This is a genomic window from Brevibacillus sp. YAE8 (assembly GCF_057543335.1).
The window spans coordinates 114,927-134,449 of record NZ_BAAIYG010000001.1 but is presented as its reverse complement, the minus strand read 5'-3'; the positions used below and the strand labels follow the sequence as shown (position 1 = coordinate 134,449).

The following is a 19,523-nucleotide window of genomic DNA, read 5'->3' as shown; positions in this document are numbered from 1 at the left end:
CTTTGACGGGAGGCCCCCCTCCTTCGAACCGATAAATTACAGAGTTGAGGTGCAAAATGAAAAAGCAGGAAAACATCGCAAAAATATACCCGTTAACCCCGTTGCAAGAGGGGATGTTGTTTCACGCGGTCAAAGACACGGGCAGCAGCGCCTACTGCCTGCAAATGTCGGCGACGATCGAAGGTGATTTTCACCTGCCTCTTTTTGAACAGAGCTTGAACAAGCTCGTGGAAAACTACGAAGTATTGCGCACGGTGTTTGTGTACCAAAACTTGCAGCGGCCCCGCCAGGTTGTGTTGAAAGAGAGAAAGGTTGCCGTTGCTTTCGAAAACATCGCGCATTTGCCAACGTTTGAGCAGAACGAGTACATAACGGCGTACAAAAATCAGCACCATACGTTTGACCTGACAAAAGACAGCCTGATGAAAGCCGCCATTTTTCAAACAGGCGAGAACAAGTACCAGTTTGTCTGGGCGTTCCACCACATTATCGTGGACGGTTGGACATTGGGCGTCCTGCTTCAGAAGCTGCTGGCGTACTACGCAGCCCTGCGCAACGGCGAGCCGATTCCGCGGGAAGCGACGAAGCCGTACAGCGAATATATCAAATGGCTGGATAAGCAAAACAAGGAAGCGGCGCTCACCTATTGGCAAAACTATTTGGCAGGCTACGACCATCAGGCCGATTTTCCGAAAAAGAAGCACAGCGCGGAAGCTGGCCGCTACGACCACGTCGAGTCGATGTTTGCGATCGCTCCCGAGCAGACGCAGCAACTGATGCAGATCGCCAATCAAAACCAGGCGACGATGAGCAGCGTATTCCAGGCACTCTGGGGCATTTTGGCGAGCAAGTACAAAAATGCGGACGATGTCGTTTTCGGCTCGGTCGTCTCCGGCCGTCCGCCGCAAATTCCGGGAATTGAGAGCATGGTGGGCCTGTTCATCAACACGATTCCTACCCGCGTCCAGACGAACAGGCAACAATCGTTCAGCGAGCTGCTCCAAACGGTGCAAAAGCAAGCGTTGGCTTCGGCAGCCTACGATTTCGCGCCGCTGTACGAAATTCAGAGCACGACCGTACTGAAACAAGCGTTGATCGATCATTTGGTCACGTTTGAAAACTACCCGGACCATTCGATGAAACATTTGGAAGATTCGTTAGGGTTCCAGCTCACCGTGGAAAGCGGGGAAGAGCAGACCTCCTACGATTTGAACGTAGTGGTAGCCCTCGCTCCGTCAAACGAGCTGTACGTGAAGCTAAGCTACAATGCCGCCGTCTACGAGCCGTCTTTTGTCAACCGAATCGAGGGGCATTTGAGAACGGTCATCGAGCAGGTGATTCGCAATCCGCACGTGCGGCTGCACGAGATCGGCATCATCACCGAGGAAGAAAAGCAGCAACTGCTCGTCGCCTACAACGACACGGCTGCTGACTACCCGCGGGACAAGACGATTTTTGCATTGATCGCAGAGCAGGCGACCCGGACCCCGACGAAAATCGCGGCTGTATGCGGCGATGACAGCCTGACCTATCAGGAGCTGATGGAGCGCTCGGCCCAGCTTGCCAAAGCTTTGCGCGACAGAGGCATTGGCAGGGGCAGCATCGTTTCGATTATGGCGGAGCATTCGCTGGAGCTGATCGTAGCAATCATGGCGGTCCTGCAATCAGGCGGCGCTTACTTGCCGATTGATCCCGAATATCCGCTCGATCGCATCCAGTATTTGCTCGACGACAGCCAGACGACGATTCTTTTCACCCAGTCGCATCTGCAGCCAAACATCCGGTTTGCAGGCAGCATTCTTTATCTGGACGATCCTTCCTTGTATGCGGGCGACAGCACACCATTCGCAGCCGAGAGCAAGCCCGACGATTTGGCTTACATGATCTACACCTCCGGCTCTACAGGCAACCCAAAAGGGGCGATGATTACCCATCAAGGCTTGGTCAACTACATTTGGTGGGCCAACAAAGTGTACGTTCAGGGGGAAGCCGTGGACTTTCCGCTGTACTCATCCATTTCGTTTGACTTGACTGTCACGTCGATCTTCACGCCGCTTCTATCAGGCAACACGATCTATGTGTACAGAGGGGCAGACAAGGTACAGCTCATTTTGGACATCATCCGCGACAACAAAGTGGGGATCATCAAGCTGACGCCGACGCACCTGAAGCTGATTGAAGACGTAGACGGCAAGGCGAGCAGCATCAGACGGTTCATCGTCGGCGGCGAGAACTTGCCGACAAAGCTGGCGAAGCAAATTTACGACCACTTCGGCCAGGACGTGCAAATTTTCAATGAATACGGACCGACCGAGACGGTTGTCGGCTGCATGATTTATTTGTACGACCCGCACAAAACGACCCAGGAATCGGTCCCGATCGGGGTTCCGGCAGACAACGTCCAGCTTTATTTGCTCGATGCTTCCATGCAACCGGTGCCCGTCGGCTCGCTGGGCGAAATGTACATATCCGGAGACGGCGTAGCCAAAGGGTATTTCAACAGACCGGAGCTGACCGAGGAAAAATTTATCGACAACCCGTTCCGCCCGGGAACGAAAATGTACCGCACAGGCGACCTGGCAAAATGGCTGCCCGACGGAAACATGGAATACGCAGGAAGAATCGACCACCAGGTAAAAATTCGCGGACACCGGATCGAGATGGGCGAAATCGAAACGCGTCTGACGCAGCACGAGTCGGTCAAGGAAGCGGTCGTGATCGCGGACAAGGACGAGAGCGGCCAAAATGTGCTGTACGCCTACTTCGTTTCCGAGCAAGAGCTGACCGTAGCGGAGCTGAGAACGTTTTTGGGCAGTACGCTTCCTTCTTACATGATTCCTTCCTTCTTTATTTGCTTGGCGGAAATTCCGTTGACAGCGAATGGAAAAGTCGAGCGAAAGAAATTGCCGAAGCCAGACGGCGCAGTCGTTACAGGAACCGCGTATGTCGCTCCGCAAAATGACATCGAGGCAAAGCTGGCGGAAATTTGGCAGCAGGTGCTGGGCATGAGCCAGGTAGGGATTCACGACGATTTCTTTGACCTGGGCGGGCACTCGTTGAAGGCGATGACGGTCATCTCCCAGGTCGCGAAGGCGCTGGAAGTCGATTTGCCTGTCAAAGCTCTGTTCGAACACCCGACCATAGCGGAGCTGGCCCGCTTCCTGTCGCAGTCGGAGAAAAGCAAGCACACCGCGATTCAGCCTGTGGAAGCGCAGGAGTTTTATCCGGTTTCTTCCGCGCAAAAAAGAATGTACATCCTCCAGCAGTTCGAAGGAAGCGGCATCAGCTATAACATTTCGGGCGCCATCCTGTTGGAAGGAAAGCTGGATTACGCCCGGTTTGCCAGCGCGATCCAACAACTGGCAGAGCGCCACGAAGCTTTGCGCACATCGTTTCACCGCATCGACGGCGAGCCTGTGCAAAAAGTGCATGCAAAGGTAGAAGTGCCACTGTTCATGCTGGAGTCGACCGAGGACAAGGCGGAGAACATCATGCGCGAGTTTGTCCGGCCGTTCGATCTCGGGGTCGCTCCGCTCGTGCGAACAGGCTTGGTCAAGCTGGGGACAGACCGCCACTTGTTCCTGCTCGACATGCATCATATCATTTCCGACGGCGTATCTTCGCAAATATGGCTGCGCGAGTTTGCCGAGCTGTACCAGGGAGCAGAGTTGCCGCCCCTTGCGCTCCAATACAAAGATTTCGCCGCCTGGCAAAACGAGTGGTTCCAGACAGACGCGTACAAGCAGCAGGAGCAGCATTGGCTGAACGCGTTTGCCGATGAAATCCCGCTCCTGAACTTGCCGACGGATTATCCGCGCCCGAGCCTGCAAAGCTTTGAAGGCGACCTCGTCCTGTTTGCCGCCGGAAAAGAGCGGCTGGAGCGGCTGCAACAAGTAGCGGCAGAGACAGGGACCACTCTGTACATGGTCTTGCTCGCCGCGTACAATGTGCTGCTGTCCAAGTACACAGGCCAGGAAGACATCATTGTCGGCACCCCTGTCGCTGGCCGTTCCCATGCGGACGTGGAACAGATCATGGGAATTTTCGTGAATACGTTGGCGATGCGCAACCAGCCGGCCAGCAGCAAAACGTTTGCGCAACTTTTGCAAGAAGTGAAGCGAAATGCGCTCGCGGCCTATGACCATCAAGATTATCCGTTTGAAGAGCTGGTGGAAAAGCTGGCGATCCAGCGGGATATTAGCCGCAATCCGCTGTTTGACACGATGTTTTCTTTGGAAAGCGCGAGCCAGAAGACGCTTGCCATCGACCGACTGACCGTGTCGCCGTATGAGCTGTTCAACAAAATTTCCAAGTTCGATCTCGTGTTGAATGCCAGTGAATCGCCAGCAGACATTCAGTTCCAGCTCACATTCGCCACCAGGCTGTTCAAGAAAGAAACGGTGCAAAGAATGGCCGAGCATTACCTGGAAATTTTGCGTGCGATCAGCGAGCGGCCGACAGTCAAACTGGCGGACATCGACATGATGACGGAAGCAGAAAAACGCGCCCTCCTGCTGAACGTGAACGATACGTTTGTGGAGCGCACTACCGCTATGGCCTTGCATCAATTCGTGGAGGAGCAGGCGGCACGCACGCCGGATGAAGTGGCTGTCGCGTATGAAGGGCACGCCTTAACCTACCGCGAGCTGAACGCCCGGGCGAATCAACTGGCTCGCTTGCTGCGCAGTCAGGGAACCCGTCCGGGTACATTGATCGGTATTATGGTAGACCGCTCGCCGGGGATGGTCGTCGGGATGCTGGCCGTGCTCAAAGCTGGCGGCGCGTACACGCCAATCGACCCGAGCTATCCGGCAGAACGAATCCGCTACATGCTCCGCGACAGCGAGGCGCCGATCTTGCTGACGCAGCGCCATTTGCAGGAGACGGTAGCGTATGCAGGGGCGATCATCGACGTAGACGAAGAAGCGATTTACACAGGAGACGACACGAATCTGGACAACGTCGCTGGCCAAGACGACCTGGCCTATGTGATCTACACGTCAGGATCGACGGGAAAGCCGAAGGGAGTCATGATCTCGCACCAGGCGATCTGCAATCACATGCTGTGGATGAGAGAGACGTTCCCGTTGACGACGGAGGATGCCGTCCTGCAAAAAACGCCGTTCAGCTTCGACGCTTCTGTATGGGAATTTTACTTGCCGCTGATGACGGGAGCGCGGCTCGTCCTGGCGAAGCCGGACGGGCATCGCGACATCGCGTACATGACTCGCCTGATTTGCGAACAAAACATTACGACTTTGCAGATGGTCCCGTCCTTGCTCGATCTGGTCATGACCGACCCGGGTTGGAGCGCATGCACGAGCTTGCAACGGGTGTTCTGCGGCGGCGAAGCGTTGACACCTGCTCTCGTCTCGCGTTTTTACGAGACGCAACAAGCCCGGTTAATTAACTTGTACGGCCCTACAGAAGCCACGATTGACGCGACCTACTGGCTTTGCCCGCGCCAGCAGGAATACAGCGTCATTCCGATCGGCAAACCGATTGACAACGTCCGCCTGTACGTCGTCAATGCGAGCAACCAGCTTCAGCCTGTAGGCGTTGCCGGGGAGCTGTGCATTGCCGGAGACGGTTTGGCCCGCGGCTATTGGCAGCGCGAGGAGCTGACGCAAGCAAGCTTTGTCGACAACCCGTTCGAGCCGGGCGGCAGGATGTATCGCACTGGCGACATGGTCCGCTATTTGCCAGACGGCGAGATCGAGTATGTGGGCCGCATCGATCATCAAGTAAAAATCAGAGGCCACCGCATCGAGCTGGGGGAAATCGAAGCCAAGCTTTTGCAGCATGAAGCGGTCAAAGCAGCCGTTGTCATCGCCCGCCAGGATGGCAACGGGCAAAACAGCCTGTCCGCCTATGTCGTGGCAAAGCAGGACATCCAAACAGCGGAGCTGAGAACGTACCTGTCTGCCGCATTGCCAGCCTACATGGTTCCGTCCGCGTTTGTTTTCTTGGAGCAGTTGCCGCTGTCGGCGAATGGCAAAGTGGATCGCCAAGCATTGCCGCAGCCGGAGGACGCAGCGGCAGCGGATTCGATGTATGTAGCGCCGCGCAACGAACTCGAAGCGAAGCTCGCACAGATGTGGGAAAGTGTGCTTGGCGTGGAGCGGATCGGGGTTCACGATCATTTCTTTGAGCTGGGCGGCCATTCCTTGAAGGCGATGAACGTCATTTCTTTGATTCAGCGCACCTTCCAGGCGGAAGTACCGTTGAAAGCGTTGTTTGAATCGCCGACGATCGCCAGCTTTGCCCCCATCGTCGCTGCCGCCAGCAAAGGCGCGTACACCGCGATCCAGCCTGTCGAAAAACAGGAGTATTACCCCGTGTCCGCCGCACAGAAGAGAATGTACATTCTCCAGCAAATGGAAGGGGCAGGCATCAGCTACAACATGCCTGGTTTCCTGTACCTCGACGGCAAGCTGGATACAGAGCGGCTGCAGCAAGCGCTCAACCGTCTGGTGCAGCGCCACGAATCTTTGCGCACTTCGTTCCACTCCGTGCAAGGCGAGACTGTTCAGCGCGTGCACGAGGATGTCGAGCTTGCGATCTCGTTTGGCGAAGCGACGGAGGCAGAGATCCGGCAAATAGCCGAGCGGTTTATCCAGCCGTTCGATCTGGGAACAGCCCCGCTTTGGCGTGCCGGACTCATCAAGCTGGCGCCGGAACGCCACCTGTTCATGCTCGATTTGCACCACATCGTCGCAGATGGCGTCTCCATCGGGCTGCTCATCCAGGAATTTGCCCGGCTTTATCGCGGCGAAGAGCTGCCTGAACTGCGCATTCAGTACAAAGATTTTGCCAAGTGGCAGAATGACTGGTTCCAGACCGATGAGTTTGCCGCGCAGGAAGCTTATTGGATCGACCGTTTTGCGGAGGACATCCCTGTTCTGAACCTGCCGACGGACTACCCGCGGCCCTCGGTCAAAAGCTTTGCGGGAGATCGCTTCGTCTTTGGCTCCGGCACCGCTTTGCAAAAAGAACTGCACCAGCTTGCGCACAAGACAGGGACGACGCTCTACATGGTGTTGCTTGCGGCGTACAATGTGCTGTTGTCCAAGTACTCCGGGCAAGAGGACATCGTCGTCGGCGCTCCTACTGCCGGCAGGTCGCATGCAGAGACAAAATCCATCGTCGGGATGTTTGTCAACACACTCGCCTTGCGCAACGAGCCAGCCGGGGACAAAGCCTTCCACAGCTTTTTGGCCGAAGTGAAAACGAACACGCTAAAAGCGTTTGAGCATCAGGACTATCCGCTCGACGAGCTTGTCGACAAGTTGAACATTCAGCGGGATTTGAGCCGCAATCCGTTGTTCGACACCGTCTTTATTTTGCAAAACATGGAGCAAAAGCCGTTTGCAATGGAGCGACTGACCGTGACGCCATATGCGACAGAGGTGAAGCAGGCCAAGTTTGACCTGTCGCTCGAGGCGTACGAGGAAAACGCGGAGATCGTCTTTAGCCTAGACTACTGCACCAAGCTGTTTTCGCGCGAGACGATGAAAAACGTAGCGGCGCATTTCCTGCAAATCTTGCGGGTCGTCGCCGCGAACCCCGAGGTGCTGCTGTCCGAGATCGCCATGCTGACCGCAGAGGAAAAGCAACGCTTGCTGGTCGACTTCAACGACACGCACAAGGATTTTCCGCAAGACAAAACGCTTTCGGCGCTGTTCGAAGAGCAAGCAGAAAAAACGCCGCAGGCGACAGCCGTTGAGATCGGCGAGCAGCAGTTGTCCTATCGGGAGTTAAACGAGCGGGCCAACCAGCTTGCCGCCACGTTACGCGAGCGGGGCGTAAAGCCTGACCAAACCGTAGGGATTATGGTCAACCGCTCTGTGGAGATGGCTGTCGGCATCCTCGCTATTTTGAAAGCAGGCGGAGCCTATGTGCCGATCGACCCGGAATATCCGGAGGAACGCATCGCCTACATGCTCGCGGATTGCGAAGCCCGGCTGGTGCTTGCGCAAAAGCATCTGGGACCGAAGCTCGGCTCCGGGGTGAGCGCGGAATGCCTGTACGTGGACGACGAGAGCGCCTATTCGGCGCAGCGCGCGAATTTGCAGCCGATCCATACCGCTTCCGACCTGGCTTACATCATCTATACATCAGGTACGACCGGGAAGCCAAAAGGGGTCATGGTCGAGCATCGCGGCATTGTCAACAGCGTGTTATGGAAAAAAGCGGAATACAAGCTGACCGTTGGCGACAGAAGCTTGCTGTCTCTGTCGTTTGCCTTCGATGCCTTCGTGCTGTCGTTCTTTGCGCCTGTTCTGTCCGGAGCAACCGTCGTACTGGCGCAAGAGGAAGAAGCCAAAGACCCTGTCGCGCTGAAAAAGCGCATCGCCGCTTCGCGCTGCACCCTGATGACAGGTGTGCCGAGCTTGTTCCAGGCTATTTTGGAATGCAGTACGTCGGCGGATCTCCGTCCGCTGCAAACCGTCACGCTCGGGGGAGAAAAAATCACGGCTCCGCTCGTTGAAAAGAGCAAGCAGTTGAATCCCGATCTCGTTATCGTCAACGAGTACGGTCCGACGGAAAGCAGTGTCGTCGCTACCTCGCTGCGCATAGTCGATACGGATGCCGCGATCACGATCGGGCGGCCGATCGCCAACACCAGCCTGTACATCGTCGACAAATTCCACCAGCTACAGCCCATCGGTGTGATCGGGGAAATTTGCATCGGCGGCCTCGGCTTGGCGCGGGGCTATTGGAACAAGCCGACGCTCACGGACGAGAAGTTCGTTCCGCATCCGTTTGCGGCAGGCGAGCGCATGTACAAGACGGGTGATCTCGGCAAATGGCTCCCGGACGGCACGATTGAATTTGTCGGTCGCATCGACGAACAGGTCAAAGTAAGAGGCTACCGGATTGAAATCGGCGAGATCGAGTCGGTTCTGCTCGCGGTAGAAAAGCTGACAGCCGCTGTTGTGGTCGTCCACGAAGATCAGCTCGGTCAGCCGTCTCTGGCTGCGTATTTTACTGCCACAGAAAAGCTCGAGGTCGCCAAGCTGTGGTCGCTTCTGGCGCAAAGACTGCCATCGTACATGATTCCCGCCTATTTTGTGCAGCTCGATCAGCTTCCGCTTACGCCAAACGGCAAAATCGACAAGAAAGCGTTGCCGAAGCCGGAGGGCAAGCCCGTAACCGGAGCGGAATACGCAGCGCCAACGAATGCTGTGGAACGAAAGCTGGCCGAGATTTGGGAGCGCGTGCTGGGGATGAGCGGCATCGGCATTCTCGACAACTTTTTCCAGCTCGGCGGCCATTCCTTGAAAGCGATGGCTGTCGCTGCACAGGTGCATCGCGAGTATCAGGTTGAGCTTCCGCTGAAAGTGCTCTTTGCGCAGCCTACGATCAAGGAGTTGGCCCAGTATGTCGCGACGAGCGGAAAAGAGGCGTATGTGCCGATCCAGCCTGCCCCGTTGCAGGAGTATTATCCCGTTTCGTCCGCGCAAAAGAGGATGTACGTCCTGCGCCAGTTTGCGGACACGGGCACGGTCTATAACATGCCGAGCGCATTGTACATCGAAGGCGATCTGGACGTCGAGCGGTTTGCGGCTGCCATCGACAGGCTGGTCGAGCGGCACGAGTCGCTTCGCACCTCTTTTCACACCGTAAATGGCGAGCCTGTCCAGCGCGTACACGAACATGTCGAGCTGCATGTGCAGTACGGCGAATTGACGGAAGAGCAAGTGGCGCCAACTGTCGCATCGTTTGTGCAACCGTTTGACCTGGCGAAAGCGCCGCTATGGCGGGTCGGACTTTTCAAGCTGGAGGCAAAACGGCATCTGTTCCTGATGGATATGCATCACATCATCTCGGACGGCGTCTCGGCCGGGATCATCGTGGAGGAGTTCTCGAAGCTGTATCGAGGCGAAGCGTTGCCGGCGCTCTCTGTGCATTACAAAGACTTCGCCCTCTGGCAGTCGGAGCTGTTCCAAACCGACGTGTACAGGAAGCACGAGGACTACTGGCTCCACGCGTTTTCCGGCGACATCCCGGTGCTCGATTTGCCAGCCGACTTTTCCCGTCCATTGGCCCAAAGCTTTGAGGGGGATTGCGTTTCGTTCCAGGCAGACAAACCACTGATGGACGCATTATCCAAGCTCGCCCAGGAGAACCAGTCCACGTTGTTCATGGTGTTGCTGGCCGCTTACAACGTGCTGCTGGCCAAGTACAGCGGACAAGAAGACATCGTCGTCGGAACGCCGATTGCGGGCAGATCGCACGCCGACGTCGAGAACGTTTTGGGGATGTTTGTCAATACGCTCGTGTTGCGAAACTACCCGGCCAAAGCGAAACAATTCCAGGCATTTCTGGAAGAGGTCAAACAAAATACGCTGCAAGCGTATGCGCATCAAGACTATCCGTTCGAAGCGCTGGTCGAAAAGCTGGACATCCAGCGCGATCCGAGCCGCAATCCGCTGTTTGACACCATGTTTATTTTGCAAAACCTGGACCAAAAAGCGTACGAGCTGGATGGGCTGAAACTGGAAGCATACCCTGCCGAAGCAGGCAACGCGAAATTCGATCTCACGCTGGAAGCGCACGAGGACGAGGCAGGCATTCATTTTGCGCTCGTCTACTCGACAAAACTGTTCCGCCGGGAATCCATCGAAAGAATGGCGGGGCATTTCCTGCAAGTGCTGCGCGAAGTCGTTGCCGATCAAACCGTTGCCTTGCAGGAGATCAGCCTGCTTGACGAGGAAGAGCGGCGGCTTGTCACGGTTGATTTTAACAACACGTTTGCCGACTATCCGCGCGATTGCACGATTCAGGAGCTGTTCGAGCAGCAGGCGGCAAAAACGCCCGAGCATGCTGCCGTCGTGATGGACGGAAAAAGGCTGACGTATCGGGAGCTGAACGAAAAAGCAAACCAGATCGCCCATGTCCTTCGTCGACACGGCGTCGAAAAAGACGGCATCGTCGGTCTGCTCGCCGATCGTTCGCCGGAGATGATTGCAGGCATCTTGGGGATTCTCAAAGCGGGCGGCGCCTATTTGGGCCTGGACCCGGAACATCCGTCAGAACGCCTTTCCTACATGCTCGAAGATGGCGGCGTGAAGGTAGTCCTTGTGCAGAGACACTTGTTGCCGCTCGTAAGCGAAGGTTTAATTCCGATCGTGTTGGAAGCGGCGAGTCTGGATCAGGAGGACTCCGGCAATCCGGCGATTGTCAACGGAGCGCGGGACATGGCTTACGTGATGTACACGTCAGGCTCGACAGGCAAGCCAAAAGGCGTCATGGTCGAACACCGCAACGTCACCCGACTGGTCATGCATACGAATTACGTGCAAGTCCGCGAAACCGACCGGATGGTGCAAACGGGCGCGATTGGCTTCGACGCCATGACGTTTGAGATTTTCGGCGCTTTGCTGCACGGGGCGAGCCTCTATGTGGTGCGCAAGGACGTCCTTTTGGATGCCGAGAAGCTGGGCAGCTTCCTGCGGGCGAACCAGATTACGACCATGTGGCTGACATCGCCGCTCTTTAACCAGCTCTCGCAAGAAAACCCGGCGATGTTTGACAGCTTGCGCGCCTTGATCGTCGGCGGCGAAGCGCTGTCGCCTGCACACATCAACCGGGTAAAAAGCGCCCTGCCCGACCTGGAAATCTGGAACGGGTATGGCCCGACCGAAAACACGACCTTCTCGACGTGCTATTTGATCGAGAAGCATTTTGCCGAGCAGATTCCGATTGGCAAGCCGATTGCAAACTCCACCGCGTACATCGTCGACGGCAACAATCAGCCGCAGCCGATTGGCGTGCCGGGCGAATTGTGCGTCGGCGGCGACGGGGTCGCACGAGGCTATTTGAACAAGCCGGACTTAACCGCGGAGAAGTTTGTCCCTAATCCGTTTGCGCCTGGCGAAACGATGTACCGCACGGGAGATTTGGCGAGGTGGCTGGCAAACGGGACGATTGAGTATTTGGGCCGGATCGACCAGCAAGTCAAAATTCGCGGATACCGGATTGAGCTTGGGGAGATCGAGACGGTACTGTCCCAGCAGGACAACGTAAAAGAAGCAGTCGTGGCCGTGATCGAGGAAGCGAACGGGCAAAAAGCGCTCTGCGCCTACTTCGTTCCGGAACAGGCAGTCGACGCCACCGAGCTGAGAGACGCGCTGTCCAAACAATTGCCTGGCTACATGGTTCCTGCCTACTATGTGCAAATGGAAAAGCTTCCGTTGACCGCAAATGGAAAGGTCGATCGCCGGGCACTGCCGCAGCCATCTGGCGAACGGACGGCAGGAAGCGCCTTTGTCGCTCCGCAAACGGAAACCGAAGCGAAGCTGGCGCAGATTTGGCAGACGGTTTTGGGGCTTCCAGCCATCGGTATTCACGACAACTTTTTTGAAATCGGCGGTCATTCCTTGAAGGCGATGAACGTCATCACGCAAGTCCATAAAACATTCCAGGTAGAGCTGCCGCTACAAGCGCTGTTTGCCTCTCCGACGATCCATGAGTTGGCGGCCTATATTGCCGAGAGTGCCTTCGAGCAGTTCGAAACGATCCCGCCGACAGAGCCAGCCGCGTATTATCCGGTGTCGTTTGCGCAAAAACGAATGTACATCCTGCATCAGTTCGAAGGAAGCGGGATCAGCTACAACGTGCCGAACGTGCTGGTGCTGGAAGGCAAGCTGGATTACGACCGCTTTGCCGCTGCCATCCAGAGCCTGGTCAAGCGGCATGAAGCTTTGCGCACTTCGTTCCATTCGGTAAACGGGGAGCCGCTGCAACGAGTCCATGCCGAGGTCGAGCTGCCAATCCGCATGATCGAGGCGACAGACGAGCAGGCAGAAGCGCTCGTGCAAGAGTTGATCCAGCCATTTGATCTTGCGACTGCCCCGTTGTTCAGGGTGAACCTGATAAAGCTTGGCGCAGAGCGGCACTTGTTCTTCATGGATATGCACCACATTATTTCCGATGGCGTATCGCTTGCGGTCATCGTCGAGGAAATCGCCAGTTTATACGAAGGAAAGCAGCTTTCTGACCTGCGCATCCAGTACAAAGATTTTGCCGTGTGGCAAACGAAGCTGGCCCAGTCTGAACGCTTCCAAAAGCAGGAGGAATTTTGGACCCGGACGTTTGCCGACGAGATTCCGTTATTAAATCTGCCTGCTGACTACCCAAGACCTTCCGTGCAGAGCTTTGACGGCGACACGGTAGCGCTTGGCACGGGACAACACCTGCTGGAACAACTGCGTCAGCTCGCTAGCGATACCGGTACGACTTTGTTCATGGTGCTCCTGGCTTCGTACCATGTGCTGCTCTCCAAGTACGCAGGCCAGGAAGAGATCGTCATCGGCACACCGATTGCAGGCCGCTCGCACGCAGATGTAGAGCGCATCGTCGGGATGTTTGTCAACACGCTCGCCTTAAAAAATACGGCGGCAGGCAGCCTGAGCTTCCGCGCGTTTTTGGCGGACGTGAAGCAAAATGCGCTCCATGCCTTCGAGCATCAAGACTATCCGTTCGAGCACCTGGTCGAGAAGCTGCAAGTGCGGCGCGATCTGAGCCGAAACCCGCTGTTTGACACGATGTTCAGCCTCGGGCTTGCCGACGCAGCCGCAGGGCAAGTAGCGGGACTGAAGCTGTCGCCGTACCCGGTGAACGGCCATATCGCCAAATTCGACCTTTCGCTGGATGCGATGGAAAAACGAGATGAGCTGCTGGTCCAATTCAGCTATTGCACGAAGTTGTTTGCCAAAGAAACGATCAATCGGCTGGCGACCCACTTCGTCCAGCTTTTGCAGACGATCACCGCCGATCCCGACATCAAGCTGGCCGAGATCAGCGTGCTGTCCCAGGCGGAGACGGAGCGCATGCTGGAGGGCTTTCTCGAAACGAAGAGAGCTTATCCAACGGACAAAACGTTCCAGATGCTGTTCGAGGAGCAAGCGGAAAAAACACCGTACCAGATTGCGGTCGTGTGCGAAAACGAACAACTGACCTATCGCGAGTTGAATGCAAAAGCAAACCGGCTCGCCCGCGTCCTGCGGCGAAAAGGCGTCAAGCCGGAGAGCACCGTCGGCATCCTCGTAGACCGCTCGCCCTACATGGTCATCGGCATGCTGGCCGTTTTGAAAGCAGGCGGGGCATTCGTCCCGATTGATCCGGACTATCCGCTGGAGCGCCAAGCGTTCATGCTCGAAGACAGCGAGGCGAAGCTGCTGCTCACTTTGCAAAAAATGAACAGCCAAGTTGCCTTCCCTTATGAAACCATTTATCTGGATACAGAGAGAGTGGACCAGGAGGAAGCAGACAATCTGGAGCACGTTGCGCGTCCAGAGCACGCAGCATACATCATTTACACTTCCGGTACGACAGGCAAGCCAAAAGGGGTCGTCATCGAGCATCGCAGCTATGCCAATGTCGCATTTGCCTGGAAGGACGAGTATCACCTGGACAGCTTCCCGGTACGGTTGCTGCAAATGGCGAGCTTCGCCTTTGACGTCTCGACGGGCGATTTTGCCCGGGCACTGCTGACAGGCGGGCAGCTCGTCATCTGCCCGAACGAGGTCAAGATGGACCCTGCTTCGCTGTACGAGATTATCAGGCGCCACGAAATCACCATTTTCGAAGCGACACCCGCCCTGATTATGCCGTTGATGCACTACATTTACGAAAACAAGCTGGACATCAGCCAGATGAAGCTGTTGATTCTCGGAGCGGACAGTTGTCCGGCAGAAGACTTCAAAACGTTGCTTGCGCGCTTCGGCCACACGATGCGCATTATCAACAGCTACGGCGTGACAGAGGCGTGCATCGACACCAGCTACTACGAAGAAACAGACGTCACCGCCATCCGCTCGGGAACGGTGCCGATCGGAAAACCGCTTCCGAACATGACGATGTACGTAGTCGATGCGCATTTGAATTTGCAGCCTGTCGGGGTCGTGGGCGAATTGTGCATCGGCGGAGCGGGCGTGGCGCGCGGCTACTTGAACAGGCCGGAGTTGACGCAAGAAAAGTTCGTGCCGAACCCGTTTGCCCCAGGTGAACGACTGTACCGCACAGGTGATCTCGCGAAGTGGCGCGCAGACGGCCATGTCGAGTTCCTCGGACGCAATGACCACCAGGTAAAAATCAGGGGCGTCCGCATCGAGCTGGGCGAAATCGAGACACAACTGCGCAAGCTGGACGGAATTGCGGAAGCAGTCGTGGTCGCAAGAGAAGACCACAGGCAGGAAAAGGAATTATGCGCATACGTCGTGACGGACCATGCGCTTGACGCCGCAGAGTTACGGGCGAATTTGCTGAAGGAGCTGCCGCAAGCGATGATTCCATCGTATTTCGTAACCTTGGACGCGCTGCCGCTGACTGCCAATGGCAAAGTAGACAGACGCTCCTTGCCAGCGCCGGATGTCACCATGCTGCGAACGACCGAATACGTCGCGCCGCGCTCTGTATGGGAAGACCGACTGGCCCGCGTATGGGAGCAGGTGCTAAACGTTCCGCAAGTGGGCGTGCAAGACGACTTTTTCGCGCTCGGCGGCCACTCCCTGCGTGCCATGCGGGTGATAGCGAGCATGCACAACGAATACCAGGTCGATATTCCGCTCCGCATCTTGTTCGAGAAACCGACGATTCAGGAATTGGCGGCGTTCATCGAAGAGACTGCCAAAGGGAACGTTTTCTCGATCGAGCCAGCGCAACAGCAAGCGTACTACCCGGTTTCTTCGGCGCAAAAGCGCATGTACATTCTCGATCAATTTGAAGGAGTCGGCATCAGCTACAACATGCCGTCGACCATGCTGATCGAAGGCAAGCTGGACCGAACACGGGTGGAAGCGGCGTTCCAGCGCCTGATTGCGCGCCATGACAGCTTGCGCACTTCGTTTGCCGTCGTCAACGGAGAGCCTGTGCAACACATTCACGCGGACGTTCCTTTTGCGCTTGCCTATTCGGAAGTTACAGAAGACGAAGCGCGCAAACTCGTTTCTTCCCTCGTGCAGCCGTTCGATCTCGGGGTCGCACCGCTCATGCGCGTCTCGCTTTTGAAAATCGGCGAGGATCGTCACGTGCTACTCACCGATATGCATCACAGTATTTCTGATGGCGTGTCCTCCGGCATTTTGCTGGCCGAGTGGGTGCGGTTGTATCAGGGTGACGTTTTGCCGGAGCTGCGCATCCAGTACAAAGACTTCTCCGTGTGGCAGCAGGCGTTTTTCCAATCGGCTGCCTTCGAGAAGCAGGAAGCGTACTGGCTCCAGACGTTTGCCGATGAGATTCCCGTGCTGAACATGCCGACGGATTTCGCCCGCCCCGGCACCCAGAGCTTTGCCGGGGATCAGTACACGCTTCAAACGGGCAAACCGCTCGCGGAAGGCTTGAACCAACTGGCGCAAGCGACGGGAACGACCTTGTACATGGTTTTGCTCGCCGCGTACAACGTGCTGCTCGCCAAGTATGCCGGGCAGGAGGACATCGTCGTCGGCACGCCGATTACAGGCAGATCCCATGCCGATCTGGAACCGATCGTCGGCATGTTCGTGAACACGTTGGCGATGCGAAACAAGCCGCAGCGCGAAAAAACGTTCAGCGAATTTTTGCAGGAAGTCAAACAAAATGCGCTGGATGCGTACGGCCACCAGGATTACCCGTTTGAAGAGCTGGTGGAAAAGCTCGCGATTGCGCGCGACTTGAGCCGAAATCCGCTGTTTGACACCGTGTTTACGTTCCAAAACAGCACAGAAGAGGTCGTGGCGCTGCCTGCATGCACGCTTACGCCGTTCATGACCGAAGAAACAGGCAAGCACGCGAAGTTCGACCTGACGCTGATCGCCACGGAGGAGAAAGAAGAAATTACGATTGGCGTAGAGTACAGCACAAGCTTGTTCACGCGCGAAACGATCGAACGGCTAAGTCGCCACTTCCTGGCGATTGCCGCGAGCATCGTGCACAATCCGCACATCCGCCTGGGCGATATCGACATGCTCTCGCTTGAAGAAAAACAGCAGATTTTGGCCGGGTTCAACGACACAGCCGTCAACTATGACCTGGACAAAACGCTGCACCAGCTATTCGAAGAGCAGGTCGAGAAGACACCGGATCAGGCCGCGCTTCTCTTTAACGGGCAAACGCTGACCTACCGCGAGCTGAACGAGCGAGCAAACAGACTGGCAAGGGTACTGCGCGCAAAAGGAATCGGGCCGGACCGGCTTGTGGCGATCATGGCGGAGCGTTCACCGGAAATGGTGATCGGCATTCTCGGCATTTTGAAGGCAGGCGGCGCCTACGTGCCGATCGACCCTGGCTATCCGCAGGAACGCATCCAGTACTTGCTAGCAGACAGCCAAGCAGCCTTGCTGCTCAGCCAAGCCCATCTGCTGCCGCTGTTGGCCCGCGTGTCCAACGAGCTGCCGGAGTGCCTTGAGCTGAACGCTGAACAGGATGCCGGGCTTGGCGGAACCAATCTGCCGCCCGTCAACCAGCCGACTGATCTTGCCTATGTCATTTACACGTCCGGTACGACTGGCAAGCCGAAGGGCGTGATGATCCCGCATCGGGGAATCGTCAATTGCTTGCAGTGGAGAAGGGATGAATACGGCTTCGGGCCGCGCGACAGAGCCTTGCAAGTATTCTCTTTTGCCTTCGACGGCTTTGTCGCCAGCTTGTTCGCTCCGCTTCTCGGTGGAGCAACGTGCGTGCTGCCGCGAGAGGAAGAAGCCAAAGACCCGGTCGCATTGAAAAAGCTGATCGGCGCAACGGAAGTCACCCACTACTACGGCGTGCCGAGTCTGTTCCAGGCGATTCTCGATTGCTCGGCGGCAACCGACTTCCCGCGCCTGCGCTGCGTCACGCTGGGCGGCGAGAAGCTGCCTGTACAGCTTGTGCAAAAAACAAAAGAAAAGCACCCGGCAATCGAAATCAACAATGAATACGGGCCGACCGAAAACAGCGTCGTGACCACCATCTCCCGTTCGATTGAAGCGGGGCAAGCGATCACGATTGGCCGACCGCTTGCGAACGTACACGTCTACATCGTGGACGACGGGCATCACCTGCAGCCGGTTGGCGTGGTCGGCGAGCTATGCATCGGCGGAGCCGGGCTTGCCCGCGGCTATTGGAACAAGCCGGAGCTGACCGCAGAGAAGTTTGTCGAAAATCCGTTTTGCCCGGGCGAGCGCATGTACAAAACAGGCGACCTGGTGAAATGGCGGCCAGACGGCACGATTGAATACATCGGCCGTGCAGACGAACAGGTCAAGGTGCGAGGGTATCGCATCGAAATCGGGGAGATCGAGAGTGCCGTCCTCGCTTACCAAGGCATCGATCAAGCAGTCGTCGTCGCCCGTGACGATGACGCCGCTTATGGCCCATACCTTTGCGCCTATGTCGTCGCCGCAGCAGAAGTGTCCGTATCCGGCTTGCGAAGCCATCTGGCCAAAGAGCTGCCTGCTTACATGGTGCCGAGCTATTTCGTCCAACTGGAGCAACTGCCGCACTCCGCAAACGGAAAAGTAGATCGCAAAGCATTGCCGAAACCGCAACAGTCGGATGCGACTACACGCGAGTACGTGGCGCCGAAAAATGCGACCGAACAGCAACTGGCATCCATTTGGCAAGAAGTATTGGGCGTAGAGCCAATCGGCATCACGGACGATTTCTTTGAACTGGGCGGCCATTCCTTAAAAGCTACGCTGTTGATTGCCAAAGTGTATGCGTACATGCAGATCGAGCTGCCGCTGAACCTCATCTTCCAACATCCGACGGTAGAAAAGGTAGCCGATTTCATCACGCACAAACGCTTTGAAACGCGGTACGGCAAAGCCATTTTGTTGAATGAGCAAACGGGCAGAAACGTCTTCTGCTTCACGCCAATCGGGGCCCAGAGCGTGTATTACCAGAAGCTTGCCGCAGAAACTCACGGTGTCTCCCTGTACAGCTTTGATTTCATCCAGGAAGACGACCGGATGGAGCAGTATATCGAGGCGATCACCGCGATTGATCCAGACGGGCCGTACACGCTCATGGGCTATTCCTCCGGAGGCAATCTGGCCTTTGAGCTTGCAAAAGAACTGGAGAAACGCGGCCATGTCGTAACCGATCTCATCCTGTTCGACTCGTACTGGAAAGACAAGGCGATCGAGCGGACTGTCGCGGAAACGGAAAACGACATTGCCCAGTTGTTCGCTGAGATCGGCGAAAACACCGAGATGTTCAACATGACCGAAGAAGATTTCCAACTGTACGCGGCCAACGAGTTTGTGAAGCAAAGCTTCGTCCGCAAAACGGTCAGCTATGTCATGTTCCATAACGAACTGGTGAACACCGGAATGACGAATGCCGCGATCCACCTCATCCAATCGGAGCTGGAGGCGGACGAGGACGCTCCGGTGGCAGCCGAATGGAACGAAGCTGCCTGGGCAAAAGCGACGAAACGGCTGATGACGTACAACGGGTACGGCATCCACGCGCATATGTTGGCAGGCCGCTACGTGTCGCAAAATGCCGCGATCTTCCAAAACATCCTGCAGGAACTGTTCATCCTGAAATAAGACGGC

General features: G+C 56.3%; 1 protein-coding gene. It reads left to right on the top strand.

All coding sequences use genetic code 11. The features are described from left to right. The first annotated feature begins 56 nt into the window (after window positions 1-56). Window positions 57-19,517: a tyrocidine non-ribosomal peptide synthetase TycC gene (gene tycC, locus AC27IT_RS00520; protein ID WP_487091435.1), complete on the top strand. Its 19,461-nt coding sequence runs from the start codon at window positions 57-59 to the stop codon at window positions 19,515-19,517. Window positions 19,518-19,523: the final 6 nt, after the last annotated feature.

Bases quoted from the DNA above. Each gene is read 5' to 3' on its own strand.
- tycC (WP_487091435.1), top strand. From the start codon at position 57: ATGAAAAAGCAGGAAAACATCGCAAAAATATACCCGTTAACCCCGTTG.